Annotated in this window: 24 protein-coding genes; 8 read left to right on the top strand and 16 right to left on the bottom strand. The window is 47.4% G+C overall.

Annotated elements, in window-relative coordinates; genetic code table 11:
- The first annotated feature begins 68 nt into the window (after nucleotides 1–68).
- The 5 genes from MF542_RS09705 to MF542_RS09685 all read left to right on the top strand — a co-directional run bounded on the left by MF542_RS09705 (nucleotide 69) and on the right by MF542_RS09685 (nucleotide 4917).
- Nucleotides 69–1022 carry a DnaJ C-terminal domain-containing protein gene (locus tag MF542_RS09705; protein ID WP_247018570.1) on the top strand — a complete coding sequence of 318 codons (954 nt, stop codon included), beginning with the start codon at nucleotides 69–71 and terminating at the stop codon, nucleotides 1020–1022.
- Nucleotides 1023–1028: 6 nt separating this feature from the next.
- Nucleotides 1029–1934 (top strand): YihY/virulence factor BrkB family protein, encoded by a 906-nt coding sequence (locus MF542_RS09700; RefSeq protein ID WP_247018568.1) that lies wholly within the window; start codon nucleotides 1029–1031, stop codon nucleotides 1932–1934.
- 63 nt (nucleotides 1935–1997) lie between these two features.
- Complete coding sequence (locus MF542_RS09695; protein WP_247018566.1) at nucleotides 1998–2813, top strand: enoyl-ACP reductase FabI; 816 nt, start codon at nucleotides 1998–2000, stop codon at nucleotides 2811–2813.
- Between the two features lie 8 nt (nucleotides 2814–2821).
- A complete protein-coding gene (gene aroC / locus MF542_RS09690; RefSeq protein ID WP_247018564.1) occupies nucleotides 2822–3895 on the top strand; it encodes a chorismate synthase in 1074 nt (357 codons plus the stop codon).
- A gap of 65 nt (nucleotides 3896–3960) precedes the next feature.
- Entirely contained in the window at nucleotides 3961–4917 is a 957-nt protein-coding gene (locus MF542_RS09685) for an alpha/beta fold hydrolase (RefSeq protein WP_247018562.1), read from the top strand.
- Here MF542_RS09685 and rlmD read toward each other — a convergent pair.
- The 7 genes from rlmD to MF542_RS09650 all read right to left on the bottom strand — a co-directional run bounded on the left by rlmD (nucleotide 4914) and on the right by MF542_RS09650 (nucleotide 13212).
- Nucleotides 4914–6179 carry a 23S rRNA (uracil(1939)-C(5))-methyltransferase RlmD gene (rlmD, locus tag MF542_RS09680; protein ID WP_247018561.1) on the bottom strand — a complete coding sequence of 422 codons (1266 nt, stop codon included), beginning with the start codon at nucleotides 6177–6179 and terminating at the stop codon, nucleotides 4914–4916. The two genes, MF542_RS09685 and rlmD, sit on opposite strands and share 4 nt — an antisense overlap.
- The gene (locus tag MF542_RS09675) at nucleotides 6172–6918 is read right to left on the bottom strand and encodes a TlyA family RNA methyltransferase (protein ID WP_247018559.1); all 747 of its coding nucleotides are present in this window, start codon (nucleotides 6916–6918) and stop codon (nucleotides 6172–6174) included. The genes rlmD and MF542_RS09675 overlap by 8 nt, the downstream gene beginning before the upstream one ends.
- 14 nt (nucleotides 6919–6932) lie before the next feature.
- On the bottom strand, nucleotides 6933–8867 hold the full coding sequence (gene dxs / locus MF542_RS09670; protein WP_247018556.1) for a 1-deoxy-D-xylulose-5-phosphate synthase: 1935 nt from the start codon (nucleotides 8865–8867) through the stop codon (nucleotides 6933–6935).
- Nucleotides 8868–8940: 73 nt separating this feature from the next.
- Nucleotides 8941–9831, bottom strand: coding sequence for a polyprenyl synthetase family protein (locus tag MF542_RS09665; RefSeq protein WP_247018554.1), 891 nt, complete (start codon nucleotides 9829–9831; stop codon nucleotides 8941–8943).
- Nucleotides 9832–9840: 9 nt separating this feature from the next.
- Complete coding sequence (locus tag MF542_RS09660; protein WP_247018552.1) at nucleotides 9841–10098, bottom strand: exodeoxyribonuclease VII small subunit; 258 nt, start codon at nucleotides 10096–10098, stop codon at nucleotides 9841–9843.
- Nucleotides 10099–10187: 89 nt separating this feature from the next.
- The gene (locus tag MF542_RS09655; RefSeq protein ID WP_247018549.1) at nucleotides 10188–11387 is read right to left on the bottom strand and encodes an MBL fold metallo-hydrolase; all 1200 of its coding nucleotides are present in this window, start codon (nucleotides 11385–11387) and stop codon (nucleotides 10188–10190) included.
- Between the two features lie 28 nt (nucleotides 11388–11415).
- Nucleotides 11416–13212, bottom strand: a complete 1797-nt coding sequence (locus tag MF542_RS09650; protein WP_247018547.1) for an acyl-CoA dehydrogenase family protein — start codon at nucleotides 13210–13212, stop codon at nucleotides 11416–11418.
- Between the two features lie 124 nt (nucleotides 13213–13336).
- Between MF542_RS09650 and MF542_RS09645 the strand changes: the two genes are divergently transcribed.
- Nucleotides 13337–14293, top strand: a complete 957-nt coding sequence (locus MF542_RS09645) for an L-threonylcarbamoyladenylate synthase (RefSeq protein ID WP_247018545.1) — start codon at nucleotides 13337–13339, stop codon at nucleotides 14291–14293.
- Complete coding sequence (locus MF542_RS09640) at nucleotides 14293–15708, top strand: FAD-binding oxidoreductase (RefSeq protein WP_247018543.1); 1416 nt, start codon at nucleotides 14293–14295, stop codon at nucleotides 15706–15708. The genes MF542_RS09645 and MF542_RS09640 overlap by 1 nt, the downstream gene beginning before the upstream one ends.
- Here the strand turns inward: MF542_RS09640 and MF542_RS09635 are convergent.
- From MF542_RS09635 to MF542_RS09620, 4 genes are all read right to left on the bottom strand, one after another.
- Nucleotides 15705–16289 carry a lysophospholipid acyltransferase family protein gene (locus MF542_RS09635; protein WP_247018541.1) on the bottom strand — a complete coding sequence of 195 codons (585 nt, stop codon included), beginning with the start codon at nucleotides 16287–16289 and terminating at the stop codon, nucleotides 15705–15707. The genes MF542_RS09640 and MF542_RS09635 overlap by 4 nt on opposite strands.
- A 315-nt stretch (nucleotides 16290–16604) precedes the next feature.
- Complete coding sequence (locus tag MF542_RS09630; protein WP_247018539.1) at nucleotides 16605–17747, bottom strand: aminotransferase class V-fold PLP-dependent enzyme; 1143 nt, start codon at nucleotides 17745–17747, stop codon at nucleotides 16605–16607.
- 16 nt (nucleotides 17748–17763) lie between these two features.
- Entirely contained in the window at nucleotides 17764–18711 is a 948-nt protein-coding gene (locus MF542_RS09625) for a DUF2336 domain-containing protein (protein ID WP_247018537.1), read from the bottom strand.
- A gap of 65 nt (nucleotides 18712–18776) precedes the next feature.
- Nucleotides 18777–19301, bottom strand: coding sequence for a gamma carbonic anhydrase family protein (locus tag MF542_RS09620; RefSeq protein WP_247018535.1), 525 nt, complete (start codon nucleotides 19299–19301; stop codon nucleotides 18777–18779).
- 121 nt (nucleotides 19302–19422) lie between these two features.
- Between MF542_RS09620 and mnmC2 the strand changes: the two genes are divergently transcribed.
- Nucleotides 19423–21291: a tRNA (5-methylaminomethyl-2-thiouridine)(34)-methyltransferase MnmC2 gene (mnmC2, locus tag MF542_RS09615; RefSeq protein ID WP_247018532.1), complete on the top strand. Its 1869-nt coding sequence runs from the start codon at nucleotides 19423–19425 to the stop codon at nucleotides 21289–21291.
- Here mnmC2 and MF542_RS09610 read toward each other — a convergent pair.
- From MF542_RS09610 to MF542_RS09590, 5 genes are all read right to left on the bottom strand, one after another.
- The gene (locus MF542_RS09610) at nucleotides 21288–21923 is read right to left on the bottom strand and encodes a hypothetical protein (protein ID WP_247018530.1); all 636 of its coding nucleotides are present in this window, start codon (nucleotides 21921–21923) and stop codon (nucleotides 21288–21290) included. The two genes, mnmC2 and MF542_RS09610, sit on opposite strands and share 4 nt — an antisense overlap.
- 3 nt (nucleotides 21924–21926) lie before the next feature.
- Nucleotides 21927–22409 (bottom strand): RNA polymerase sigma factor, encoded by a 483-nt coding sequence (locus MF542_RS09605; RefSeq protein WP_281501618.1) that lies wholly within the window; start codon nucleotides 22407–22409, stop codon nucleotides 21927–21929.
- Nucleotides 22410–22503: 94 nt separating this feature from the next.
- Nucleotides 22504–23673, bottom strand: coding sequence for an ABC transporter permease (locus MF542_RS09600; protein ID WP_247018527.1), 1170 nt, complete (start codon nucleotides 23671–23673; stop codon nucleotides 22504–22506).
- Nucleotides 23670–24413 carry an ABC transporter ATP-binding protein gene (locus tag MF542_RS09595; RefSeq protein WP_247018514.1) on the bottom strand — a complete coding sequence of 248 codons (744 nt, stop codon included), beginning with the start codon at nucleotides 24411–24413 and terminating at the stop codon, nucleotides 23670–23672. Before MF542_RS09595 ends, MF542_RS09600 begins: the two co-directional genes overlap by 4 nt.
- Nucleotides 24414–24424: 11 nt before the next feature.
- A complete protein-coding gene (locus MF542_RS09590) occupies nucleotides 24425–25870 on the bottom strand; it encodes an alpha/beta fold hydrolase (protein ID WP_247018512.1) in 1446 nt (481 codons plus the stop codon).
- Nucleotides 25871–25954: the final 84 nt, after the last annotated feature.

Below are 25954 nucleotides of genomic sequence, written 5' to 3'. Positions count from 1 at the left end.
CAATAAGCCTATTATATTGGGCATAGAGATGTACGAAGTAATCAGTTCTACGGTTTGATACAGCATATATGAGCGACCTATATAATCGATTGGGGATAAGTAAGGGCGCCTCTGACGAGGAAATTAAAAAAGCCTATCGGTCCCTGGCAAAAAAATACCATCCTGACCGAAATAAAGACGATCAGAAGATTGCTGAACGCTTTAAAGAGGTTTCTGCCGCCTATAATATTTTAGGCGATGCTGATCAGCGCGCGAAATATGACCGCGGCGAAATTGATGAAAATGGTAATCAAAGAGTTCATTCCGGGCCACAAGGTGGCTTTGGCGGCGGCTCAGGATTTGCTGGTGGCACGCGCAGGCGCGGCTCTTTTGGCTTCGATGATGCGGAAGATATCTTTTCTGATTTTTTCAGCTTCACTGGTCGCGGCAAAAAAGAAAAGCGTTCATCTAGCGCAAAAACAAACCCTTATAAATCCGCTGGTCGCTCACAAGGCCTGAACATCAGTTATGAAGTAACCATCGGCTTCGAAGAAGCGATCAAGGGCGGCACCCGTCGGCTTAAACTGAATGATAACCGCCATGTGGACATTAAAATCCCGGCAGGTATTAAAAGTGGGCAGGTTATCAGACTATCTGGCCAAGGTGGCCCTGGTGTAGGTGGTGCTCCTAAAGGTGATGCACTTGTCGAAGTACATGTGGCTGATCACCCCTATTATACCCGTGAAGGCAATGATATTCACCTCGAGCTTCCTATCTCGCTTGATGAGGCAGTGCTTGGCGGTGATATTCAGGTTCCTACACCGAGCGGCAGGCTAACCATCCGCATTCCAAAGAACAGCAGCACGGGGAAACGCTTGCGCCTTAAAGGTAAAGGTGTGAAAAAAGGCGATACCGTTGGCAATATGTATGTGTCTCTTAAAATCACTCTACCTAATGAAAGAGATGCGGAACTGGAACGCATGATTAAGGAATGGGGCAAAAAGCACGGTGAGAATATTCGGAAAAAAGCCGGGCTTGGATAAAGCTGTATGGATCTGCTGAAAAAACATCTGAATATCTGGCAAAGGGCCTTAAAGCTCTTTATGCAAAATGATGCACTTGCAGCAGCGGGAAACATGGCCTTCCTAACCATGCTTTCCATGTTTCCTTTCATTATCTTTTTAATCTCGCTTTCAGGTTTTCTCGGGCAAACAGAACGCGGTCTGGAAGGCATTGCCTTCATGCTGGATGTACTTCCACCTGAAGTTTCCAAGGTAATTGATGGCCCTATTCAAGGCGTTGTGAAAAACACAGGCCGCGAAATCCTGACAGGTTCTATCCTTTTTGCTATCTGGACAGCAGCCGCTGTTGTTGAAGCAGCACGCGGTGTGCTAATCAAAGCCTACGGCAAGGAATACGCACGTTCTATCATTATTCGCCGCCTGGAAAGCCTTGGTGTGGTTATCTTTGGTGGTATTGCCGTTATTGCAGCAATGTCTACCCTTGTACTTGGTCCGCCACTTATTAAAGCTTTCACAAGCCTGTTTCCCGATGCCGCTACAGACGGCATTAACGAAATATGGCGATATCTCAGCTTGCTGGTCAGCCCCCTTCTATTGATGCTCGGGCTACATTTTGCTTATTTTTCGCTTACACCAAGAAGAGTAAAAAAGCCCTCTCACCTGCCTGGTACCATATTTTCGTTGCTTATGCTCTTTGGCACAGCAAAAGGTCTTTCGGTTTACCTGAAGTATGCAGGAAACTATGACGTAACCTACGGTTCACTCGCTGGTGTGGTTATCCTACAACTTTTCTGTTTTCTCATAAGTATTGGCTTTATTTTGGGCGGAGAGCTTAATGCTGCCTATACTTTTGAAAAAAATAGCATTAAAACCCCTCATGAAACTGAGGATTCCGATACGGAAAGCGAAAAATCGGAATCTGATGCTGTTTGACCAATCAATCCCTTGGTGTACATTATCAAACAGCAGATAACCGAAACAATAAATGGGACTGTCATGACAAAATTGATGGAAGGAAAACGCGGGCTGATTATGGGCGTTGCCAATGATCGCTCGATGGCTTGGGGCATTGCAAAAGCATGTGCAGAACAAGGCGCAGAGCTTGCTTTCTCATACCAGGGTGAAGCACTGAAAAAACGTGTTGCTCCACTCGCTGGATCCCTTGGCTCTGATTTCCTCGCTGAATGTGATGTATCTGACGGAGCATCTATTGATGCTATGTTCGATAAGCTGAAAGAAAAATGGGATAATATCGATTTCATCGTGCATGCGATTGGTTATTCTGACAAGTCAGAGCTTCGCGGCCGTTATGTTGATACAACGCTTGATAACTTCCTGATGACAATGAACATCTCTGCCTACAGCTTCGTAGCCGTTGCCCAGCGCGCAGAAAAAATGATGGCAAACGGCGGCAGCATGCTGACCCTTTCCTATTATGGTTCACAGAAAGCAATCCCGCACTATAACGTGATGGGTGTTGCCAAAGCTGCTCTTGAAGCAAGCACACGCTATATGGCGAAAGACCTTGGTGAAAAAGGTATTCGCGTAAACACACTTTCAGCTGGCCCTATGAAAACCCTGGCAGCTTCTGGTGTTGGTGATTTCCGCATGCTTTTGAAATACAACGAAGCAAACGCACCACTGCGCCGCAACATCACGCTTGATGATGTAGCAGGTTCTGGCCTTTATCTTCTTTCTGATCTTTCAAGCGGTGTTACTGGCGAAACACACTATGTGGATGCTGGTTTCAACACTACATGCATGGTTAATGACGATGCACACATGAAAGAATTCATCAATCTTCTGGATTAAGTAGTTTTATGTCGTTCAATACTTTTGGGAAACTATTCCGCTTCACCACTTGGGGCGAAAGCCACGGCCCTGCCCTTGGCTGCACCGTTGATGGCGTGCCACCAATGCTCGACCTTTCAGAAGCCGATATCCAAAAGTATCTGGACGAACGTAAACCAGGACAATCCAAATATACAACGCAGCGCCGGGAACCCGACGCTGTAAAAATCCTTTCCGGTGTATTTGAAGGCAAAACCACCGGCACGCCAATTCAGTTGATGATCGAAAATGTAGACCAGCGCTCAAAAGATTACGGCAATATTGCTGAAACCTACCGTCCGGGCCATGCTGATTATACCTACACTACCAAGTACGGTATCCGTGATTACCGTGGTGGTGGCCGTTCAAGCGCGCGAGAGACTGCTGCCCGTGTTGCAGCTGGTGCTGTCGCTAGAAAAGCGCTGGGCGAAGGTATCAAAATCCGCGCTGGCATGGTGCAAATGGGTAGCCATAAAATTGACCGCGACCGGCTTGATTGGGATGAAGTACGGAAAAACCCATTTTTCTGTCCTGATCCTGTAACAGCCGAGGAATGGGCAACTGAACTGGAAGCTATTCGCAAAGCAGGCAGTTCTATCGGCGCTGTGGTTGAAGTGGTTGCAGAGGGTGTTCCCGCTGGCTGGGGTGCACCAATTTACAGTAAGCTGGATGCTGATCTGGCTTCTGGCCTTATGAGCATTAATGCTGCAAAAGGCGTTGAAATTGGCGAAGGCATGAACGCAGCCTGCCTCACCGGCGAAGAAAACGCCGATGAAATGCACCCTGGGCCTGACGGTAAACCAGTGTTTGGGGCAAACCACGCAGGTGGTATCCTTGGCGGTATTTCAACAGGCCAGCCAATTGTGGCTCGTTTCTCTGTAAAGCCAACCAGTTCTATCCTCACACCGCGTAAGAGCGTAAGCAGCAGCGGTGAAAGCATTGATGTGGTAACCAAAGGTCGTCATGATCCATGTGTTGGTATCCGCGCTGTACCAATTGCTGAAGCGATGATGGCTATTGTTCTTGCTGATCATATGATGCTGCACCGCGCACAATGCGGTTAGCCTACTAGCAAATTTGAGCTTTTAGGAAATCTGTGTAATCTTTCTTCTATTCATAGGGGGAAGGTATGAAGCAGGTTCTTAAATATCTCTTTGCAGTTCTTATTTTAATCGTTGGCGCAGTAGTGGTTATTTTCTGGACACCAGATATCCCCCGTCACGAACTGGTTAACAAATACGCAACTGGTGCTTCTGATTTTATCGAACTCCCATCAGGCGCTTATGCGCACTACAGGAAGCAAGGCAATGAAAATGGTGAAACCCTTGTGCTTATTCACGGGTCCAATTCATCACTTCATGCATGGGAAGACTGGGTTGAAATTCTCAGCAGCGACTATTTGATTTATACTGTTGATCTACCGGGCCACGGGCTAACGGGCCCAACACCTGCTGATAGCTATACATACGGCGCATTTGTGAATTTCCTCCGAGAATTCAAAGCCGCAATGAATATTGATAAATTCATCATCGGCGGCAGTAGTATGGGTGGCGGCACCAGCCTGCAGTATGCACTTATGTACCCACAGGACTTGAAAGCCTTAGTGCTCGTTGATCCCGCTGGTATTTCAGCCCCTGAAGGCAGCAAAGTTGATCGCCCTCTCGCTTTTGAGCTTGCTGGCCGTTGGTACACAGACTGGATATTACTGAACATCACCCCGCGCAGCATTGTGGAAGAAGGCTTGAAGAAAGGTTTTGTAGACCAGAGCAAAATCACCGAAGAAATGATTGATCGTTATTGGGAACTAGCCCGGCTGCCGGGCAACCGTGCGGCAACCAGCAAACGTTTTGGTAGCTATAGAGAAAATCGTGGCGATCTGCCTGTCTCAAAAATTAACCTACCCACGCTTCTACTTTGGGGGGAGAAAGACCTGCTCATCCCAGTCGAAGCCGGAATTGAAATGCATAAACGCATGCCAAACAGTACCCTCATTACCTTTGATAGTGTAGGTCATGTACCCATGGAAGAAATCCCGGAAGAATCCGCCCGTATTGCAAAGGAATTTATCGAAAGCCTGAATAATTAGGATTTTGTAAACACCCCAACAAGCTCAAGATGCGGTGACCATAAAAATTGATCTACCGGCACCACATATTCAAGCGTATAGCCTCCATCCGCAAGAAAACGTGCATCACGGCTAAAGGTGTTGGGGTTGCAAGAAACCGCTACAATTCGTTTCACATCCGAGTTTGCTAGTTCCTGCGCTTGTTCTTTTGCACCAGCTCTTGGCGGATCGAACACAACAGCTTCAAACCCTGCGAGTTCTTTACCTGTCATTGGCCTACGGAACAAATCTCTGTGCTTGGCAATAATCTGCTTAAAGCCTGTCGCAAAATTAGCACCTGCCTGCAAGCTGTCCAGCGGCTGCTTCGCGCCTTCAACCGCTAACACCTGATGATCTTTGGCGAGAGGGAATGTGAAAGTGCCCATTCCGCAGAAAAGATCAGCCACACGGCCATATCCTTCGCATGCTTCAACAACTGCAGCGACAAGTGCATTTTCCCCCTCGTCACTCGCCTGAATGAAAGATGCAGGATTAAGTCCTACCATAGCGCCCGCCATATCCATTACAGGATTGCGGCGGATGATCACAGGATCAAGAAAGCCCTGATCACGCCAGTGGATCGCTGCTAAATCATGTTCATTCGCGAAATCTACAAGCGCTTCACGCGCGGCCAGATCAAGCTCAATAGGCGCATCAACAAGCATATCAATGCCAGTAGCCGTTTGAGTTAAATGAACTTCTGCCTGATTACGCACTTTAAGCACTGTATTGAGCACGCTACGAAGCGGTTTCAGAAGGCTGGTAATTTCACGTCGAGCAACAAAACATTCTTTAAGATCAATGATCTGGTGGCTTTTATGTGCGTTAAAGCCGAGAACAGTACTGTTGCCAAGCTTAAGCGCCTTTAGCGCCACGCGTCTGCGGCTACCTTCCGGCGTAATAACCGGGTCACGCACTAATGATCCGCCAAAACCGTGATGTGCGAGCGCCATAACAGCGCGTTCTTTCACCCAGTTTTTATAAAAATCGCTTTCCAGATACTGAAGCTGGCATCCGCCACACTTGCCAAAGTGGCTACAAACAGGCTCCACACGGTGCACGCTTGGCTCATTAATCGACACCAACTCCGCGTAAATGCCGTTCCGCTTGGTTTCTTGAACTTCAGCAGTGACTTTATCACCCGGTACGGTGTTTGCTACATAAACAGGCACGTCACCGCTACTGCCTACACCGTCCCCCTGAGCACCAAGAGATGTAATTTCAATGGAAAGTGTATCAGCCACCGATTTTCTCACCATAAATCAGGAATTCAATATTACCTTCAGGTCCTTTGATGGGACTTTCAGTTATCCCGACTGCGTTCCAGTCTTCAAGGCCATCAAGCCAATCGCGGGTTTCATCACATACCATCTGGTGAAGGGCCGGGTCGCGTACCACGCCGCCCTTGCCTACATTCTCTTTGCCCACTTCAAATTGTGGTTTAATAAGAGCAATCAGCTTACCACCCGGTTTCACAAAACCCATGGCTGCTGGAAGCACCGTACGAAGGGAAATAAAACTGGCGTCACACACCACCATATCAACTGGTTCGGTGATTTCTTCCTCTGTCAAATAGCGAGCATTTGTGCGTTCAAGCACCACAACCCGGTCATCATTTCGTAGTTTCCAGGCAAGCTGGCCGTGGCCTACATCAACGGCGAACACTTTCTCTGCACCATTCTGAAGCGAAACATCTGTAAAACCGCCAGTGGAAGAACCTACATCAATAACTGTGTAACCCCTTGGTTCGACAATAAATTCTTTAAGGCCTTTTTCAAGCTTAAGCCCACCACGGCTTACCCAGTCATGGTCTTTTCCGCGCACCTCAAGAGCTTGGCCTTCCTTGATTTGCTGGCCCGCTTTTAGGATTTTTATCTCGCCGGAGAAAACAACGCCCGCCATAATCAGCGCCTGCGCCTTGGCTCGCGATTCAACAAGCCCGCGATCAACGAGCGCTACATCTGCACGGGTCTTTCCGCTCATGGTGTATCTTTCAGTTATTCAGCGCCAGCTGCTGTTTTAGACCGCCCAACATCATTACGGCCAAGCGCCTTAAGAACAGCTTCAACAATACCGGAAGCATTCAGGCCTGCTTCTTCATACATGTCATCTGGCTTACCGTGATCCTGGAACGCATCTGGAAGCTTAAGCGCACGTACCTTAAGGTGCCCATCAAGGATGCCCTCACCCGCAAGGAAATCCATCACGTGTGCACCGAAGCCGCCGATGGAACCTTCTTCCACTGTTAGAAGCAGATCATGGCTTGCAGCCAAATCACGCAGCATTTGTTCATCAACAGGCTTCGCGAAGCGAGCATCAGCCACTGTTGTGGAAAGCCCTCGGCTTTCCAGGTCTTCCGCAGCTTTTAATGCTTCGCCAAGGCGTGCACCAAGAGAAACAATCGCAACAAATGTACCTTTTTTAACAATACGGCCTTTACCAATTTCGAGAACAGTACCTTCCGCTGGAACTTCAACACCGAGGCCTTCACCGCGCGGGTAACGTACCGCAGAAGGACGATCGTCAATCGATGCTGCTGTCGCAATCATATGCTTAAGTTCAGCTTCATCAGCAGCTGCCATCACCACCATATGCGGTAAGCTTGCAAGATACGTTACATCAAAAGAGCCCGCGTGTGTTGGGCCGTCAGCACCCACGAGACCAGCGCGGTCAATAGCAAAGCGCACAGGAAGTTTTTGTACCGCTACATCATGCACTACTTGGTCATAGGCACGCTGCAGGAACGTGGAATAAATAGTTGCAAATGGCTTATAGCCTTCTGCTGCCAAACCCGCCGCGAATGTAACAGCGTGCTGCTCGGCAATGCCTACATCGAACATGCGGTCTGGATAAGCTTTTTCAAATTTATCAAGCCCCGTACCAGATGGCATCGCAGCAGTGATCGCTACGATCTTATCATCCTTACCAGCCTGATGGATAAGTTCTTCAGCAAAGATATTGGTGTAAGTTGGCGCTTTTGGTGTTGATTTCTTACGCTCTTTTGTCACCACATCAAACTGTGGCACCGCATGGTATTTTTCAACATTAGGCTCAGTAAACGGATGGCCTTTACCTTTTTCCGTTACCACGTGCACAAGGATCGGACCATCAATGGCATCGCGAACATTCTCAAGCACAGGCAAAAGGTGATCCATATTGTGGCCATCAATCGGGCCAACATAATAGAAACCAAGTTCATCAAACAGCGTACCACCGCCTGTTGCCATTCCGCGGGCATATTCCTCCGCCTGACGGGCACGATCAGCAAGTGGGCGTGGTAGAAGCTCAATCATCTTCTTGCCCCAGTCGCGCATTTCCATAAATGGTTTGGAGCTGATGATTTTAGCGAGATATGCACTCAAGCCACCAACAGCGGGGGCGATCGACATATCATTATCATTCAAGATAACAACAAGCTGATTGCCAGCCTGTTTGGCATTGTTCATGGCTTCATACGCCATACCGGCACTCATGGAACCATCACCAATAACTGCGATAGCCTTACCTGGTTTGTCAGCCATTTTGTTGGCAACAGCCATACCAAGTGCGGCACTAATAGACGTTGATGAATGCCCTGCGCCGAACGGATCGTAATCGCTTTCACCACGCTTGGTAAAAGGCGAAAGGCCTTCTGGCTGGCGAATGGTGCGAATTTTATCGCGGCGACCAGTAAGAATTTTATGCGGATAGGCCTGATGACCTACATCCCAGATCAAACGATCCTCCGGCGTGTTAAACACATAATGCAGTGCTACTGTAAGTTCAACAACACCAAGGCCTGCCCCAAAATGGCCTCCAGTCGTTGAAACAGCGCTAATCATCTCCGCACGAAGTTCATCAGCTAATTCCTGTAGCTGTTCTTTCGGCAGTTTTCTAAGCTCTTCGGGTGTTGGAACCTTATCCAGCAAAGGTGTATCGGGGCGTACGCTCAACTTTCAATCCTTCATTGCAGCGATCTTTTCGTCTCTGCTTATATTTATTATTACTACTTTTGCTTAGGGCCTATCAAGTGCGACGATTTATAGCAAAATGCGCCACAGCACGCAAAAGCAGGGCTTTATCGTCGAAATCCGATAAATGATCAATAGCCTGATCTGCTAATATCTGGGCTTGCTGGCGTGCGCGTTCAATACCCAGAATGCCCACAAGAGTTGCCTTCCCTGCCCCCTCATCTTTGCCAACAGCCTTGCCAACCTCTTCTTCTGTACCTTCCACATCGAGAAGGTCATCAGCAATCTGAAACGCTAGTCCCACATCACGGGCATAACCCTGTAGGCTGGCGTGCGCTTGTTTGCTGGCGCGCGCCATAATGGCTCCTGCCTCAGATGCAAAACTAATCAGCGCGCCAGTTTTCATATTCTGCAAGCGGAACACATCATGCTCGGAAAGATCATGATCTTCCGCGGATAGATCAATCATCTGGCCACCAACCATACCCGCCGCTCCAGCAGCTTTTGAAAGTGCTTTAACAAGTTCTACGCGGACACGTGGATCTGGATGAGTTTTCTCATCAGAAAGAATTTCAAAAGCAATAGTAAGAAGTGCATCACCCGCAAGAATAGCTGTCGCTTCATCAAACGCGACATGAACAGTTGGCTTGCCGCGGCGCAAGTCATCATCGTCCATAGCAGGCAGATCATCATGCACAAGCGAATAACAGTGAACACATTCAATAGCTGCCGCTACGCGGAGCGCACAGGAACGTTCAACTCCAAACAGTTCAGCGCTCGCCAGAACCAATAACGGGCGAAGCCGTTTACCGCCGTTAAACACAGCGTGTCGCATCGCCTCATATACTTTTGCCTCAGGACCATCCGGTACCCTCAGAATAGGGTCCAGAACTTTCTCAACAGCAACGGAAGTTGCCGAAAGTGCCTGCTTTAATGCTGCTTCCACGGATTTGGCCTATTCCACATCAAATGGCTGTGTGCCAGCGGCGGTGCCATTTTCATCCAGAGTGATTTTCTCGATTTTTGCCTGCGCATCCTTGAGCTTTGCTTCGCAGTGCGCTTTCAACTGTGTGCCTTGTGTATAAAGGTCAATAGATTGCTCCAGCGGTGCATTCCCTGATTCCAGTTTTGCCACCACTTGCTCCAGCGCGCCCATTGCTTCTTCAAAAGAAAGATCTGCAATAGCTTTTCCGCCGATTTGCACGTCGCTCATCTATATCCCCTAATAGTTATGAAAGGCCCATATATTCAGATGCCTATATAGGACTGTTCACCACATGCAGTAAAGCAGTTTCGGAGCTATTAAGAGAGAGCTTCTTCAATTTTTCTAAGTGCCATACCGGGAAGCTGTAGAGTTGCAGCAACAATATCTGTCACTTCCATGTTTCCCGACGCCTTAAAGCTATAAACACTACCATCAAAGTCACGCTCAAGCAGGCCCAAGGCCTCAAGCAGATGCAAATGCGCAATCGCTTCGCCCAGCGCCATAAAGAAATCAAACCCAGTGATTTTGCGTTTAAAAAGTGCTGGGAATGTATCTACCGGGCTTCGGCTTTCAGCGCACCATTCGTACAGTTTTTCAAGCTTACCAATATGGCTGTTCACTAGTGTATCAAGCCGGTTATGCAGGTTCCTGAACACAGGGCCGTGGGACGGCATTACCAGAGGGTCAGCCTTGATTTGCTTCATTCGTTCAAGGCTGGCGATCCAGTGTCCGAGAGGGTTTGCCATAGGCTCACGAGCGTAAACGGAAACATTAGAGGTAATCTGCGGCAAAATTTGATCACCAGAGATCATCAACGGTTCATCGATACAGAGAAGGCAGGCATGCTCCGGCGAGTGCCCTCTTCCAACGAGCACACGCCACCGCCTGCCACCAATGGTGATTTCACTGCCATCTTCAAGACGTGTGTACTGGTATGGTAGTTTGTGAACACCTTTTTTAAAATTCCCGAAACCCGCGGAGCGGATCATTTGTTCAAGATCGGGGTTCACACCAGCCTTAAAGAAGAAATCTATTTCTTCGTCTGGAAAATCACTGCTTGCACTCATCCACAGATGTTGTGCCATCAGATATTCAGTTTGCGTAATACAGAATTCAGCGCCGTGACGTTCAACAAGCCAGCCTGCCAGCCCCAAATGATCAGGATGCAGGTGGGTAGCAATGATACGTTTGATTGGCCTGCCGCCCATCAACCCGTTTTCAAGCTGCTCCCAAGCTTCCCTGCCTCGATCACCGCGTGAGCCGGTATCTACAACAGTCCAGCCATCACCTTCATCGAACAAATAAACGTTGATATGGTCAAGCGACCAAGGAAGCGGTATTCGCGCCCAGTGCACGCCTTTTGCTATTTCAAAGGTATTCTCAGCATCAGGTACATCTTCGCCAAAAGGGTAATCCAGATTTTCATCACCACGCGACCATGTTTGTGGTGCGGTTCTATGGTCCGCAACCTGTTGCGCCTTGGCTTCTGGTTTCTCCAGATTATCCTGTTCGGTCATATATCTTGGCCCTCGGTATTTTAGAATATTAGTTACGGACGAATGCTTCGTTATCCATTGCCATCATGGATGCAGAACCCGCTTTCACATTCTCCAGCAGCGCCACCGCTTGCGGCACTAACTGCTCAACAAAAAATGTCGCTGTTGTCATCTTCGCATTCAGGAATTGGGGATTACCTTCCCCGGCATCCAACCTGCGCTCTGCTTCAACAGCCTGTTTAGTGAGCATATAACCGCCAAGGACAGTGCCAAACAAGCGCAAATATGGTGTTGCAGCTGCAGCTGTTTCAACCATGCCTTCATTCCCGTTTGCAACAAGCACATCAGCCGCAGCCTTAAGCGCTGCCACACCAGCAGCAAGGCCAGCTTTACTGCCTGCCATTTTCCCACCAAGGGCGCTGATAAATGCTTCCATTTCAGCAATCAGACCCTGCCAGTGCACACCACCATCAGCGCGCAATTTACGGCCAACCAGGTCAAGCGCTTGAATACCGTTGGTACCTTCATAAATTGGCGCAATCCGGCTATCCCGATAATGCTGTGCAGCACCCGTTTCTTCAACAAAGCCCATGCCGCCATGCACCTGCACACCAAGAGACGACATTTCAACACCAATATCTGTGGAGTAACTTTTGGAAATTGGCGTGAGCAAATCCGCTTCAGCAGCACCTCGGCGGCGTTCCTCTTCACTTTCCGCTTTATGAGCACGGTCCAGCGCCCAAACATTTCGGTAAACAATAGCTCGGCATGCTTCCGTTTGCGCGCGCATAGTCATCAGCATACGGCGAACATCCGGATGGTGGATAATAGTGACCGGCTCGCGAGAGGGTGATCCAATCGCTGCTGACTGAACACGGTCGTTCGCATACCAAACTGCTTGCTGATAAGCGCGCTCTGAAATAGCAACACCTTCAAGGCCAACCTGAATACGCGCATGGTTCATCATGGTGAACATATTGCGCATGCCTTGATTTTCTTCACCAACCAGATAGCCGATACAATTATCTTCTTCGCCAAAAGCCATCACACATGTTGGGCTTGCATGGATGCCGAGCTTATGCTCAAGACTTGCAACCTTCACATCATTACGTTCGCCAAGGCTACCGTCGTCATTTACATGGAATTTAGGTACAAGGAACATAGAAATGCCTTTAGTGCCAGCAGGCGAATCCGGTAACCGTGCGAGCACGAGATGGATCACGTTTTCTGCTAGATCATGATCACCCCATGTAATGAAAATTTTCTGGCCTTTAACTTTATATGAGCCATCAGGCAGGCGCTCTGCCTTACTTCTTAGAGCCCCTACATCAGAACCTGCACTTGGTTCAGTAAGGTTCATGGCACCCGTCCATTCGCCAGACACCATTTTGGGAAGGTATTTTTCACACTGTTCAGCAGTGGCATGTGCTTCAATGGCTTCAATCGCACCGCTCGTCAGCATCTGCTGAAGGCTATAGGCCATGTTTGCAGATGTCATCATTTCAGTAACAGCAATAGCGAGAGCATTCGGAAGCCCCTGCCCACCAAATGCAGGATTTGCAGCAAGTGTCGGCCATCCACCTTCAACAAATGACTGTTGCATTGGTTTGAAGACATCTGGTGTTTTTACTGTACCATCATCCTGCAGAACAGCACCTTCAAGATCACCGACCTTGTTTGTGGGCGAGATAACTTCTGATGCCAGTTTTCCTGCTTCCTCAAGAACTGCAGAGGCTAGTTCAGGCCCCGCTTCTTCACAGCCAGGAAGGCTTGTCCAGTCAGCCATTCCACCAGCAGTTTCCAGAGCAAAAGTGATTTCTTCAAGTGGTGCGCGATATTCGCTCATGTGCAAACTTCCTACAAAGGCATTGCCAGCCCTTTACAGCTGGCCTATCAGCATAATAAACCTGTATCCGGCTCTGTGGCCGTTAGAATTGATGTAATCCTTGTCCCTCAGTTGAGATTTGTGCATGGCAACAAAGAAAACTCAAGTCGTATTCTCCAGTGAAGATGGGGCGATTTCGCGCGCTGTCGAACAATTAATTGCTGGTGAATTGGTGGCTATTCCCACCGAAACTGTTTACGGCGTAGCGGCAGATGCTCTCAATGATATTGCGGTGCAGCAAATTTATACCGCAAAAGGCAGACCTTCAAGTAATCCTCTTATTTGCCATGTTTCTTCGATTCAGATGGCTGATCATTACGTTTACGTTAACGAAAATGCACAAAAACTGATGAATCACTATTGGCCGGGTCCTCTTACGCTGGTTCTGCCGCGCCGTGATGAAAACGGTATTTCTGATACTGTTTCCGCCAAACTACCTACTCTAGCAGTACGTTGCCCTGATAATGAAACCACACGCGGTATCATTGAAAGCCTTGATCGCCCTATCGCCGCACCAAGTGCAAACCCGTCGGGGAAGCTATCACCAACCACAGCAAAAGATGTGGAAGAAGGCTTAGGTGGTAAGATCGCAATGATTATTGATGGAGGTTCTACCAATGTGGGCATTGAATCCACCATCATCGGCGTGGAAGGTGATAAACTCACACTGCTCCGCCCCGGTACATTAACGGCTGAAGATATCGCCGAGACCATGGGCATGGCAGTGCATAACCGGGAAGACAGTACGATTACTGCACCGGGCCAGCTTAAAAGCCACTATGCCCCTAATTCCGCTGTTCGCCTAAATGCTTCAGAAAGAAAAGAAGGCGAGACATTGATTGGGTTTGGTGATGTAGATTGTGACATTAATCTGAGCCCAAGCGGTGACTTTGCCGAAGCTGCAAGAAACCTGTTTAATATGCTCAGAGAAGCCGACGCGAAGAATACAAAAACTATCGCCGTTACATCCATTCCCAATCACGGTATTGGTATTGCCCTTAATGACCGGCTGGAACGAGCCGCCGCCCCAAGGAACAATTGATGTTAGACCAACGCCATATAGATGCTTTTACGGATATGTTGGGGGCCAAAGGCACAACAATAGATCAGGAAGCTATCTACCCTCATGTAAGAGAATGGCGGGATAAATTTATTGGCAAGGCCCCTATCCTCTTGATGCCATCCAGCACAGAAGACGTACGAAATATCGTTCGTTACTGTGATGAACACCACATCGCTATTGTACCGCAAGGCGGTAATACTGGCCTTGTTGGTGGGGGTATTGCAGGCCTTGAAGGTCGCAATGAAGTTATTCTCAGCACCAAACGCCTTAACAAACATATCAGTGTGGATGCTGAAGATTTCTCGGTCACCGTTGATGCAGGTGTAACCGTTAGCGCCATCCAGTCAGCGGCAGCAGAACACGGACTTCTGTTTCCATTGTCACTCGCCTCCGAGGGAAGCTGTACAGCGGGAGGCATTGTATCTACAAACGCTGGTGGTGTGCATGTTATTCGTTACGGCACTACACGTGCATTAACACTTGGCCTTGAAGCTGTACTGCCAAACGGTGAGGTTTTCAGTGATCTTTCATCGCTCAGAAAAGACAACACCGGCTATGCGCTTAACCAGCTCCTTATCGGTGCGGAGGGCACTTTGGGCGTTATCACCCGTATCACCTTCAAATTATATCCCGCTGAAATGCAGAAACATACATTCTGGCTGGGTGTTAACACACCACAAGATGCTCTTTCATTGTTTTCAAGCGCCCGCACGGCATCTGGCGACCGGGTTTCCGTTTTTGAAATCTTGCCGCATACAGGGTTAGAGTTTGTCCTTGAGCATATTGAAGGGACACAGAACCCGCTGGATACAGCATGTAACTGGTATGTACTGATGGAAGTAGCAACCAGCGCAGCAGACAAACTTCTTACAGAAAGCATGGATGACTGGGTGGCAAAGGCCTTTGAACAAGGACTTATTAAGGACGGTGCTGTTGCTCAATCAGAAACTCAAACCTCAGCATTCTGGAAACTCAGAGAAAGCATGTCAGAGGCCCAGAAATATGTCGGCGGCAGTATCAAGCACGACATTTCTGTACCAGTTTCCAAAATCCCCGCCTTCATTGAGGAAGCCACAGCCCTGCTTGCGGAACATTTCCCTAGCTGTCGCCCTACCCCTTTCGGGCATTTAGGGGACGGAAACCTCCACTTTAATGTAATGCAGCCGGAAGGCGCTGATAAAGCTGAGTATTTAGCCAACTGGGAAGAAATGAACAGGCTTATTCATGATCTCACGATCAAGTATGGTGGTTCTATTTCGGCGGAACACGGTATTGGCACACTTAAACGGGAAGAACTGGCCAGAACCAAATCAAACACGGCGCTTTCCATGATGAAAGCAATCAAACAAGCAATTGATCCAAAAGGTATAATGAATCCGGGTTCTTTATTTTAGTTATTCCTTGGCTTTACACCGGGTTTGCTTTTGTAAAACTGGTAGATTTCTTCCATATCCTTCGCCATATCCCCAGAAGGTACATACCGCGGACCAAAACCAATTTCTTTCTTTTCACTATCCAGATAGGCCATATGAATAGGCACCCCAGCCCCTTCTGCAATCCGGTAAAAACCTGATTTTAACTTTTCTACCTTTGACCTGGTACCTTCTGGCGCAATACCTAAAATCAGTTCATCATTACCAGCAAAAGCTCTTATCGCCTGATCTACAATATCAGCAGCTTCCGGTCCTTCCCTGTAAACAGGGATACCGCCCATATAGTAGAAAAACCTACCGTGCAGCCCCTTAAACAAACTATCTTTTCCAAGGAAAGAAGGCCTAAGCTTTAAATATCCAGCAACAGCAATAAAGAGAGGGAAATCCCAGTTACTGGTGTGAGGCCCTGCGATCACCACATATTTTTTATCGTTTGGTGCTTCCCCAATTACGGTCCATCCAGTCACCCTAAGAAACGCTTTCGCAATCACATGCAAAAGACCACGGAAAAAACCGTTGTCGTAGATTAGTTTTCTTTTCACGGAACTTCCTTCACTTCCCCCGAGCGAGGGAAGCTATTCTACTGCACAGGGATTTGGCAATAAAAAAACGGACAGGATTGCTCCTGCCCGCTGATAAGTCGAGCCTGCTCCACTCAGGCAAAATGGAAGCAGGCTCTTCAAATCACGTCTTGTCACCTCAGGCAAAGATTTCCAAGACACTTATATAACAGCATTAAGCGTGCCAAAAATAAAAACCATATATATCAATACCTTAATTAGACACGTTTCAAAAAACTACAGATATTTTAATCGAAATATGTGCCATTTTGAAACAACGCTTCAGATCGAAACAGACTATTTCAAGCTTTTAAAAACACTTTCAAAACGATCGAGGTCATTTTCATTCACCCATAGGTGTGGAGCAAGGCGCAACATGTCCCCGCGGATACCAGCCGAAATATTGTTTTCTTTAAGTTTACCAAGCACTTCATCTGCACGCTTTCCCACGTGAACTCCCAAAATATTTGGTGATCGGTATGCTGTTTCAATTGGCTCAAATCCGGCAGCTACACAAATAGCAGCAAGCTTCATATTCAGCGCATCAATTGAAGTTGCGATATTTTCCACACCCCACTCAAGAAGCTGACGAATACCTTCTGCATAAACAGGGCTTAGAATAAAGTTGGATTTCTCCCCCATATCAAACCGCGTGGCACCCGGTTGATACCCATCTTTATAGTCAACAAGTTGGCTGAAATTTTCACTATCTTTACGGGCGATCCAGTTCTGTTCAAGCGGCCTGCCTTGCTGGTTACGTGGCGGTACATACATGACCCCCATGCTATATGGGCCCATCATCCATTTATAGCTACCAATCACCGCGAAATCGGGATCAATTTCCGACAGATTAATTGGGACTGCGCCTGCTGATTGGGTAAGGTCCAGCACAAGCGAAACACCATTTTTTCTGCACTCAACAGAGATAGCTTTCAGATCGAAAAGAGCGCCAGATGACCAATGCACATTTGCGAGCGCCAACAAACCAGCAGCCTCTCCTTCTTCAGCAAGCACCTCAAGAATTGCGGAAGTCCAATCATGGTTTTCAGGTGTTGGAACAGTGATAATTGAAGCTTCCTGTGCTTCAGCTAAATCACGCCATTCATAGACATTTGAGGGAAATTGATGTTCGAGAAGGATAATCTTCTGTCCGGCTTCCAGTTTAATGTTTTTCGCGGCGCTTGCGATGCCGTAACTCACCGAAGGAATAACAGCCATATCTTCAGGATTAACCCCAAACATTCGGGCTGAAAGGTCCTTCACCGGCTGGACAGTATCGAAAAAGTCCTGAGGGCTCACGGTCCAGGGCTGCATGCATCGTTTGAGGGCAGCCTCGCCCACTTCCGCCTGCTTAAGGGTGAGCGGCGTCATGTAAGATGCGTTAAGGTAACAAATATCAGAAGGAATATCGAAAAGATGGCGCTGGCAGGAAATAGTCAAAACTCACTCCAATTATTTAGTGCCCCCGCAACAACCTTTCGTAAGCAATCAACAGCACACCAACAACAGATTTAGAAAAACCAGCTGTTTCAAAAAGGCGGGCCATTATCTTTTTATCGCCGCGAGCAAGAACAGGTTCTACGCTTGAAAAGGGCTTATCAATTAATACCGCTATTGCTGCTGTGAACAGTCGCACATTTCGGCTCTGCATATAATTCAAAAGAACGTCAGAATTCAGCGCATTTTCACCACGTAATTGTTTGAGGTAGTTTTCCACCTCTGAAAGCGGGGCCATTTCCAGCGTTTGGTTAAACACCTGCCGATTTACGATAGACGCCAAATAGGATGCATAATCTGTAGAAATACGGAACTTCTTAACCAGATATTCCCCGAACTGCCGTGAAACCTTGAAAATAATGCGTTCTGCCAAATCGGCTGGCAAATCAGAACGCTGAGAAAGTTTTTCCAACAAACTGCGCTCTTCCGGGAAACGCTCCATAACACGTTCACTGCCGCGCTCAGAAACTTCTGCTGTCTCATTTTCCATGAGGATTTCAACAGCTGATTTACAAGCGACATCACAAATCGCATAACTGACTGCCTCAGAAATACCTTGCCTCGTAGCAACAGCTTCCTGCGCATTATCTCCACAATTGCGGATAATATCCTCTAGAAACTCATCATCCATAGCATCTGACGCCACAAGAAACGGCAATGATATTTCATCAACATCATTAACGAGTGATGAGACTAATTCAGGGGGCAGGAAATTACAGACACGTAGTTCCGCAGCAAGAGCGGATCTAACAGAGACCGCAGCATCTTCAACTAAGGTACGCGCGAGTTCAAACGCGGCCTCTTTATCGGAGGCAGATGAATCTGATGCAATTATTCGCCCAATCTTGCTTGCAATCTCTTCCCGAGATTTAAGCTCCAAATGGCGCAAATTATTAATATCGGACACACGCCCCTCGCATACTACGGTACAGACAAACCTAACCTTTAAAGCGAAACTTGTGAACTATCTAGCTAAATCTTCACTTCTTTCAGCCCTGTTTGAAAACGCTTCGCATTCTCTACATAGACATGAGCAGATTTCTTAATCATTTCAAGCTCTTCTGGCTTAAGTTCGCGCACTACGCGAGCAGGACTACCAACGATTAAAACATTCTCTGGAAACTCTTTTCCTTCTGTTACTAAGCTATTGGCACCGACAATAGAATTGGCGCCGATTTTTGCGTGGTTCAGGATCGTGCTCCCCATCCCGATTAGAGTGTTTTCGCCGATCGTACAGCCATGAAGCATTACTTTATGGCCAACTGTTACCCCCTCCCCGATATTGATGGGTGCACCAATATCCGTGTGAAGTACGCTGTTATCTTGGATGTTGCTTCGGCTGCCGATATTGATCGGATCATTATCGCCTCTGATGGTGCAATTGAACCAAATACTGGCTTCTTCAGCCAAGCTAACATTACCAATCACTGTTGCTGTTGGAGCAGTCCACCCAGTTTTCGCAATTTCAGGTGTCACGCCCTCAAGTGAATACAGCATACAATCCCCCTTTACCTTCCAGTCCCAGCGTATAGCTGGGTAATTTTCCTTATTGTTTATCTAATTCAAAGCAGACAAAAGCCCAATGACCGAGTATTAAAAAGCAAAAATGAGGTCTGTTATGGTAAAAAAACTCAGTGAAGCATCTCTGGAATGGCGCGGCAATGCCCCCATGGCTCCAGCGTTTGGTGATGTTTATTACTCAGAGGAAGATGGCCTTTCAGAAACTGATTTTGTTTTCCTGAAAGGTATTGGCGCTCCTGATGTATGGATGGATACTGAGCATTTTGTCATCGCAGAAACAGGATTTGGCACTGGCTTGAACTTTCTTGCCACCTACAAAGCTTTTCTCGCCTCAGGCGCCAAAGGCAGACTTACCTTTATCTCAGTAGAAGGATATCCGCTTTCTGAAGAGGCTCTTAGAAAAGCTCATGCTACCTTCCCTGAGCTTGCAGAGTTTTCCCAAGCGCTCTGTGCTGCGTGGCCCGCACCTTCTGAAGGGTTTCATCACCGCTATTTTGAAGACGGAAAAATCGAGTTGCTCCTCATGTTTGGGGACAGCGCCAAATGTTATAGCGAACTTGATGCCACTGTTAACGGCTGGTTTCTTGATGGTTTTGCCCCGGCTAAAAACCCTGATATGTGGTCTGATGATGTGTTCGATCAGATCGCCCGTCTTTCAATACCGGGCACAAAATTCGCAACATTCACTGCCGCTGGTTTCGTTAAACGCGGCCTTAGGGATCGAGGCTTCATAGTTGATAAAACTAAGGGATACGGCCGTAAACGCGAAAGATTAGTCGGCATCTTTGATAAGCACATTCAGCAGATCGAACCGAAGCGAGCACACTGGATGCAGGCTACAAAGCCAGCACCAAAAGGTGAAATAGCTATTATTGGTGGAGGGATTGCAGGTTCAGCATTGGCTTCAGCCCTTCAACGTAAAGGGCGTAATGTTACCCTTTTTAAAGATGCCTCACCAACTGGCAGCAACGTGCCAGCTGCGATTATGGCTCCTGCTTTTCAGCTTGGAGAACAACCTGCCGAACGCTTCATTACTTCTGCCTTCATTCATGCCTGCAGCTATCCACCATACGTGGCGGCATTTGCTGAAAACAAAGGTGTAAAACTAGTTAGCAAAGACACCGAAGAGCGAGAGAGGCTCTCTCAGTTGGCAAACAAACTTGGATGGGACAAGGACTGGTTAAAACTTGAAGATGAAGCGCTCGTATACCCTAAATCAGGCTCGTTATCGACCAAAACAGCCCTTTCCAGTCTTACAAATGATATCAGGGTTATTACTGAAACCGTTGAACATGCTACAAAAAAAGATAAATGGCTCCTTAAGACAGCAAAGCAGACCTATGAATTTGACGCGGTTATTCTGGCAACAGGACCAAATACTCCTGCTTTTGATTTAGTAGGCGATCATCTGGGTTTAACAGCCAAGGCCGGACAAATTGAGGTGGTAGACCAAGATAATGCCCTGCCCCAAACCAGCACAGCGTTTGGCGGATATGTGACTGCACCGATCACTGGGGCGCAAACCATTGGATCTACCTTTGAAGCAAGTACTAGCTTGACCTCAAGCGATGAGAGCACAGCTGCAATCTTTGAAAAATTAAAAGATAATACCGGTATAACCTTCGATCCGGCCCCCTCAACAAAACCCTGGAAGAGCTTGCGAGCGACATCTCCAGATTATCTGCCCTTCATCGGCCCTGTACCAGATTGGGATGCAGCAAAAAACCTTATTGAACCGCTCGCTAAAACATCAAAGGCGAAAATAGAGGGCCAAATACCATATCAAGAGGGTCTCTATGTTATGACGGGATTTGGTTCTAAAGGATATCAGCAAGCACCACTGGCTGCTGAATATCTTGCGGCACTGATATGCGGGGATCCAGTTCCTATGCCTATTCCGGTGCAGGAACGCTTGCACCCGATACGCTATATGGTGCGGCAAACCATTAGAGGTAAGAAAGTTTAGGTGAGCTCAGTAAGTTCATCTATGCGTGCTTGAAGTTCAGCGATCAACGCTTCTTTTTTACGAATATAAAACCCACCGAAAACCGGGTATAACAGGGCTGTAATACCAAGGCCGATCAATACGCCGTGAAAGAAGTACTTGAAAGGATCATTACCAGTGGGCAGAAGCGTGCCGTGTTCTTCATATATGACCCAATAACCGAGAGCCAATATCACTATTGAGCCGTAGCTCATATATTTGTTTACAACAATATACCTAATCGCAGATTCTGCTCTTGCAACCTGTAATTTGAGAAGAGAAAGCGCCGTATCGTCAGGCTTACCCCAAGCACCACGGCGGATATAAACTGCGCCCCACAAGCTTATAATACAGAAGCTGACCCCAAAGATGGCAAACAGCGTAGTCGCAAGAGAGTTGATATCAAAGAAGGTAGCGAAAACAGCCAAACCAAAGATACAAGCTGCAACCTCAGTAATGAAATTGAAACGCATACGCCACCATACAAAGCGAGCGTTACGAGCTAGTTTACCCATATCAATATCAGGGCTTTGTTCCTGCCACATCTCCTGCAGGTCATCCCACTCTGGCATATCGTCGTTCATCGGTTTCATATCATTATTATTGTCTGTCATGGTCTATCCTCTTGCCAAAGCTTTCTTCAACTCGGCCTTCGCACGACTGAAACGCACCATCGCGTTATTTTCACTGATATTCAGTGCCTCACCGATTTCCCGGTGAGAGAACCCTTCAAGAGCAAGTGTCGTAACCTCTCTGAGTGAAAGAGGTAGTTGCCGCACGGCATTCAGAAGCAATCGGCGCTGCTGGTCTTTCTCAAGAGTTTCAACAATAGAGGCGCTCCCACACGGGATATTCGTATCAAGTTCAGCGCTTTTCGGCTGTTTTACGGCTTTACTTACATGTGAAATACAGCGGTTCTGAGCAATACGGGCAATATATCCCTTCATGCTTCCCTCGCCTTTGAATTTTGGTAGCGCTTGCCAAAGCGCCAATGATACTTCCTGCATAAGCTCCTGTTGCAAAGCCTTATCAGCCTCATAAGATGAGACGATACGGCCAAGCATAGCGCTATGCTCCTGAAGTATCCCTTTGAAATTCATATCTTAAATACACATCCAAGCAGTGATAGAATATAAAACTGCATCTACCAGAAAAGAAAAGCCAGCTACAACAGGTAACTGGCTTTTTATTATTTTACGCTGCGTCCAAGAGTACTTCGCTCTGCAGTTTACGCGATGTAAACCACGTAAGCACCAATGCTCCTACAACACTAATTGCAACTGAGATAAAGAAGTTAGTCGCTGCAAATTCACCAGTGAACAACAGGCTGCTAATGCTTTCCATATCAGTCATCACCGGGAAATAGTTCGCAACTGGTGGCAGTTTAGCACTGCCATATATCTTAAGATAAGCCACAAACATCGGCACAAACATGAACATCGAGATATAACTCTGTCCTTCTTTGAAGCTCTTCACCTGAATGCTGATAAAGAGCTGACAAGCTGCAATGAAAATCGCAAACGGAATAAGCTGCATCAGCAAAAGAGTGATTGTTGATGCATCAATGTAGATGGAAAGAGGTAACATTTCCGCAGGGATGAATGACATAGTCGTCATTGTTGTTGTCACCATTAACACTGTACCAATGATACTAAAGCTGGACACCATCCCAAGTTTACCAAGTATAACGGCCATAGAAGTAACAGGCTGTGCTAATAGTGGCTGCATGCTATGGCGCTCGCGTTCCCCCGCAAGGGTATCAACAGCCACAGATAAGCCGCCTACGAATGTTGCCAGAATAAACATCATCGCCAAACCATCACCAAGCAACTGCACTGCCAGATGCTTTTCCGAGATATCATGACGCGAAGGCACCACGGATGTTAGTAGCGAAGTCGGTATACCGCGCGCTGTCATCCGGTGAACAGTTAGATAACTGTTATATCCCTCAACAAGGCCCATAATCGTACGGCCACGTTCAAGTCCTTTACGTGAACTTTCATCTGTAAACACCTGAACTGAAACAGGATTACCCGATTTCAAATCTTCAGCATATGTTGATGGTAACATCACAAGAGCATCAGCGCCCTCAGGTAAGGCTTCACCGACTTTGTCGCCAGTATATGGGGAAACAACAAGCCCTTCCCGTTCCATAAAAGCAACCAAACCAGGTGCTTGTTCCATATAACTAACTGCAGCGGTAATCTTCACTTCAACTGGATCATCTTCCTTTGTAAGGAAGGCAATAAAACCCATAAAAGCTGGCCCAAGAAGGGCAAAGGAAAAGGCTGCGATCAACATACGACGATCGCGCAACATATCCCGCATCTCTTTTTTATAAACTGCTAAGGCCTGAGCGATCATGCTACATTCCTTTCCTGATGGTCTTTTTGACCTGTTAGAACAACAAATGCTTCCTCAAGATTTGGCTGGCCTGATTTTGAAATCAGTTCCAGAGGGCTACCTTCGGCGCATACAACACCGTCGGCCATCATCACCACATGGTCAGAAAGAATTTCTACCTCTGCCATAACGTGGCTGGAAAGAAGTACACAGTGCCCAGCATCTTTAAGTTCCTGAAGAATATGGCGCAGCAAGCGGATATTCATCACATCCAGACCACGTGTTGGTTCATCAAGTACAATATTCTGTGGTTTATGCATAATTGCCCGCGATAGAGCCACCTTCATACGCTGCCCTTGGCTGAAACCTTCAGTACGTCGGTCCAGAATATCCTCAAGGTTAAGACGCTCGGAAACTTCAGATACAGCAGCGTCTAATGCAGAACCGTGAAGACCATGAAGCTCAGCAAAGTATTCCATATGCTCACGCGTGGTGAGGCGTGTATAAAGGCCAAAACTATCAGGGAATACACCGAGGCGTCTTTGTGCTGCAATGGTATCTTGCTTTACATCAATACCATCTACTTTCACGGCACCACCGTCCTGCTTCAACAAACCTGAAATAGAACGAAGTGTAGTTGTTTTACCTGAACCATTCGCCCCTAACAGTGTAGTTATCTGAGCATCCTGCGCTTGAAACGTCATGCCTTTCACAGCTTGTACGTCACCGTAGGATTTAGAAATATTTTCAACAGAAATCATAAGTCTTCCCCCTACTTCACGTTGCCGTTTGCACCGATGATAATCGGCATACGCTTCAAATGATCCAGACAGCTTGTATCAAGCGCTTCCGCATCAAGAGTGGTTATAAATTCAGTCATAAGTTCCGGCATACAAGCAGTAAAGCTCGCGTTGTGGCCAGTTCCCTGAACCACAATATGGCGCCCGTTTGAAACACCTTTCATATAGTGGTCACCGAACTCAGGAGGTGTGATTGGATCGAGGTTACCAGAGAGAACCAGCGTTGGGATATCTGTATCTACCGGAGTTTTATAATCCCATGTTGGCACTTCATAATTCCACTTGGTACACATCTGAGACCATACGCCGTAATAGCTATCTCTAGCAAAACTACCTTCACCAGCCGCTTTCGCTTCTTCTGGTGTTACGCGGGAAACTTCATCGCCACAAAGCATGGAAAGGGTAGCCCCGATATACATACCACCGCCGCCGCTGCCGAAGAGAGGGGACAACATTGGGAAAATGTTTCCGTTAGAAGCCTCATTTACAACGAATGGCAACAGCGTTGTGCCATCAGCTCGGTACATAACAGACCGCAGGCTTTCAACCGCCATTGTAAGCTCAACCTGCATATCAATCATTTTGCCAGAAATCGGGTTTAACCCTTTATAGTGCAGTTCACCATTCGCGGCCTTTTCCATCAGGTCAAATACCTGAGCCCGGAAATTTGGAAACTCTTCATTGCAGCTACTTTGAGCTTCACACTCTTCGATAATTTTCTCGAGCGCACGTTGTGCACTTTTGGGAGCAGTTTCAAAGAGCGCTATATCAGATGGAAGAATGCCGTCCAATACCATGCTACGCACATGCTGCGGATATTGCTTGATATACGCATCAGCCGTACGAGTACCCCAAGAAGCGCCCCACAGGTTGATTTTATCGTATCCTAGTTCTTCACGAATGGTATCCATATCGCGGAGCACATTTTCCATAGAGAATTGTCGCGTATCCAACTTCATTCCCGCATGACACTTGCCAAGTTCCTCAAGCGTTTCATCCATGGAAGTAACATTTTCATCCATCTCGCAGTTCATGCCATATGACTTGCCTGTACCGCGCTGATCGATCATTACGATATCTCGTTTTTCTCTGATACCAGAAAAAGCCAGCTTTACGAGCGCGCCATATTCTCCAGCAGCCTGCCCCGGGCCACCTGCAAGAATAAAGAGTGGATCAGCTTCTTTTTCCGTGTTGCGTACTTCCGCAATTGCAACATGAATAGATACTGTCTCACCATTTGGCTGGTTATAGTTCACTGGCAGTTCGATCGTGCCACACTTGGTTCCGCGGGTAATTCCGCTGACGAAGCATGGCTCCATCTGCAATTTCTTATGTTGTTGAGCCTCCTGGGCTGTTACAGGCGTTAGCGCTGCAAAGGCCAAAAGGCTCGCTGTCGTACCTCGAGTTATAAACTTCAACTTAATGCTCCTCGCCATTAAAGTGTCCCCCTTAAAGTCAGCGACTATAAAAAAAGCTTACAATTTTTTTTCGAAATATTTCTG

Source organism: Kordiimonas laminariae (genome assembly GCF_023008165.1).
In the GTDB taxonomy this organism is placed as follows: Bacteria; Pseudomonadota; Alphaproteobacteria; order Sphingomonadales; family Kordiimonadaceae; genus Kordiimonas; species Kordiimonas laminariae.
This window is presented reverse-complemented; position numbering and strand designations above follow the sequence as displayed.

What these genes read in the sequence shown, in the direction of transcription:
- MF542_RS09705 (WP_247018570.1), top strand. Translation starts at nt 69, where the DNA reads ATGAGCGACCTATATAATCGATTGGGGATAAGTAAGGGCGCCTCTGAC.
- MF542_RS09700 (WP_247018568.1), top strand. Translation starts at nt 1,029, where the DNA reads ATGGATCTGCTGAAAAAACATCTGAATATCTGGCAAAGGGCCTTAAAG.
- MF542_RS09695 (WP_247018566.1), top strand. Translation starts at nt 1,998, where the DNA reads ATGACAAAATTGATGGAAGGAAAACGCGGGCTGATTATGGGCGTTGCC.
- aroC (WP_247018564.1), top strand. Translation starts at nt 2,822, where the DNA reads ATGTCGTTCAATACTTTTGGGAAACTATTCCGCTTCACCACTTGGGGC.
- MF542_RS09685 (WP_247018562.1), top strand. Translation starts at nt 3,961, where the DNA reads ATGAAGCAGGTTCTTAAATATCTCTTTGCAGTTCTTATTTTAATCGTT.
- MF542_RS09675 (WP_247018559.1), bottom strand. Translation starts at nt 6,918, where the DNA reads ATGAGCGGAAAGACCCGTGCAGATGTAGCGCTCGTTGATCGCGGGCTT.
- MF542_RS09660 (WP_247018552.1), bottom strand. Translation starts at nt 10,098, where the DNA reads ATGAGCGACGTGCAAATCGGCGGAAAAGCTATTGCAGATCTTTCTTTT.
- MF542_RS09655 (WP_247018549.1), bottom strand. Translation starts at nt 11,387, where the DNA reads ATGACCGAACAGGATAATCTGGAGAAACCAGAAGCCAAGGCGCAACAG.
- MF542_RS09650 (WP_247018547.1), bottom strand. Translation starts at nt 13,212, where the DNA reads ATGAGCGAATATCGCGCACCACTTGAAGAAATCACTTTTGCTCTGGAA.
- MF542_RS09645 (WP_247018545.1), top strand. Translation starts at nt 13,337, where the DNA reads ATGGCAACAAAGAAAACTCAAGTCGTATTCTCCAGTGAAGATGGGGCG.
- MF542_RS09640 (WP_247018543.1), top strand. Translation starts at nt 14,293, where the DNA reads ATGTTAGACCAACGCCATATAGATGCTTTTACGGATATGTTGGGGGCC.
- MF542_RS09620 (WP_247018535.1), bottom strand. Translation starts at nt 19,301, where the DNA reads ATGCTGTATTCACTTGAGGGCGTGACACCTGAAATTGCGAAAACTGGG.
- mnmC2 (WP_247018532.1), top strand. Translation starts at nt 19,423, where the DNA reads ATGGTAAAAAAACTCAGTGAAGCATCTCTGGAATGGCGCGGCAATGCC.
- MF542_RS09610 (WP_247018530.1), bottom strand. Translation starts at nt 21,923, where the DNA reads ATGACAGACAATAATAATGATATGAAACCGATGAACGACGATATGCCA.
- MF542_RS09605 (WP_281501618.1), bottom strand. Translation starts at nt 22,409, where the DNA reads ATGAATTTCAAAGGGATACTTCAGGAGCATAGCGCTATGCTTGGCCGT.
- MF542_RS09600 (WP_247018527.1), bottom strand. Translation starts at nt 23,673, where the DNA reads ATGATCGCTCAGGCCTTAGCAGTTTATAAAAAAGAGATGCGGGATATG.
- MF542_RS09595 (WP_247018514.1), bottom strand. Translation starts at nt 24,413, where the DNA reads ATGATTTCTGTTGAAAATATTTCTAAATCCTACGGTGACGTACAAGCT.